General features: G+C 66.4%; 2 protein-coding genes and 1 pseudogene. All 3 read right to left on the reverse strand.

Translation table 11 applies throughout. The annotated features are described in order from the left end of the window. A pseudogene (locus AOK15_RS43435) lies at positions 1-191 on the reverse strand (MBL fold metallo-hydrolase); the annotation flags it as partial. A 73-nt stretch (positions 192-264) separates the two neighbouring features. Next, positions 265-690, reverse strand: a complete 426-nt coding sequence (locus tag AOK15_RS43440; RefSeq protein WP_079058972.1) for a hypothetical protein — start codon at positions 688-690, stop codon at positions 265-267. Beyond that, the coding region (locus tag AOK15_RS40560) for a site-specific integrase (protein ID WP_055524194.1) at positions 687-1,941 on the reverse strand (1,255 nt) is incomplete at its 5' end. The genes AOK15_RS43440 and AOK15_RS40560, both read right to left, overlap by 4 nt.

Here is a 1,941-nt window from a genome sequence, read left to right on the forward strand (position 1 = left end):
CGCCCCCGCAGCACCCCCGGCAACCCGGCCACATGGTCGGCGTGGAAGTGGGTGAGCACCACGAGAGGGATCTCGGTGATACCGAGGGCCGTCAGGCAGCGGTCCACCAGCACCGGGTCGGGTCCTGCGTCCACGACCACCCCTCTGCCGTCGCCCGCCGCCAGCACGGTCGCATCCCCCTGCCCGACGTCTTCTCTGTCAAGTTCTGCGTGTTGAAGATCTGGGTGTCCTCTGCGGTCGGCAGCTGGAGTCCGTGCCAGCACGTCAGCGAGGCAACGGTGTGGGCCGCGGCACTCCCGGGACAGCATGGAGCCGTGGCTGTTGCTGTTGAGCTTGCTGCCGGAGCTGGCGGTTTTCCATCTGCACTTGGTGAAGGGCGCGCACGAGGGCTTCATTGGTGGCCTTGAGTTCCTTGATTTCTTCGATGTCGTTTTCATGTTGCTCCTTGAGTTTCACTACCTTCGCCCGGAGTCGCTTTTCACTGTCCGGGGTCTCACCACGAGCGCGAACACGTTCATAGAATTCGTGCCGCAGATCAGGATGTCGCTGAGTGAGGGCATTGCGGGGAACGCCTGCCTCGGCAGCCAAAGCGACGACCGTCAAGGCCCCGTTGGAATTGACCGGGGATCCACTGAGGATGCGTTCCATGGCGGCACGAATTCGCTCGCGCTCGTCGACAGCGGGTGTCATGCGGAGGCCTCCGCCAGCGTGAGGCGGCCGCGATGGTGGTTCTCGGCGAGAGCCCGCAGTCTCTCGGCTCGTGCCTGTAGGCGCTTGCCCATGGGGGCCGGGGTGAGCGCGCCGGCCTGTTTCTCCAGGACATCGGCCAGAGCCGTCAGCTGGGCTGCATGGTGGTCGGTGCGTGTGATGTTCGCGCAGGTGGGCTGGCAGCGGTCCAGGCTCGGGGCCTTCTGCTGTCCGGCGAGCCGGTGGCAGAGGGCCTTTTCCTGGTTGTAGACACACATCAGATAGGCCTTGGGGTTGTCGTGGATGGCAAGGGAAGGGTTCTCCAGCAGGTCACGGGCGGCGCGGGCGCTGAGGATGGTCCCGGCGAAGGTCGGTCCGTGGCTGGCCGCGTGGATGGCCCGTCGTGCGGCAGGACCGGAGATTCCGACGCCCTCAGCGAGGTCGTCGTGGAGGGTGGCGAGTGTGTCCGCGGTGGCGCGGGCCGTCTCGATGTCGAGGAGATCGTGGATGCCGTCGCGGCTGCGCGAGGCGTAACCGCCGCTGATTGCAGTGCGCAGATGGCCGTACTGAATGGCCAGGGCGACGAGGCCGCCGGGGCGGCGGGCGATGTGCCAGGCCAGCGTGCGCCGGAAGCGCTCGGTTCCGATGGCTCCGTGGGGGTCCGAGGGAACCGTCTCGTGAGGCCGGCCGAGGTCTGTGGCCAGGCCGGAGGCCCAGGCGGCGAAGTCTTCGATCCGCTCGCGCCATGCGCTGAACGTCACGGATCCGGTGAACTTGCGGCGGTTGATGAAGTCGTGGCTGGTGCCGTCGAAGAGCAGGGCGCCGTCGTCGACGATGCGCTCGAGCACGCGGATGGCGTTCACCACGGGGGTGATGGCGACCCAGGGGACATCGCGGAGTTCGCCCTCGGATCGGTGGTTGCCGTTCTCGTCGGTGGCCGTCTTGTAGATGTGCCCGTTGATCAGGTGCTGTCCGGAGTCCGGGTCTGGGCAGCAGCCGGTCCGCAGGCCGAGAACTTCTTGGGGTCTCATTCCAGTCAAATACGACATGACGATGAATGCGGCGGTGCCCAGATGCCGCATAAGAGACGCGGCCTCGGTGAAGTCCAGGGCCTGTTTCCAGGGCTTGCCCTCGACCCGCCCGGTGACCGGGACGGACATGGGGCAGCTGCCGGGGTTGCTGTCCAGGTACTGCTTCAGGGCTCGGATTTTCTTGGTTCTCAGGACGTTGTCGATCTGTTTGGTCGGGGCCCCG

Origin of the sequence: Streptomyces ossamyceticus (genome assembly GCF_001418475.1) — a bacterium.
GTDB classification, from domain to species: domain Bacteria; phylum Actinomycetota; class Actinomycetes; order Streptomycetales; family Streptomycetaceae; genus Streptomyces; species Streptomyces ossamyceticus.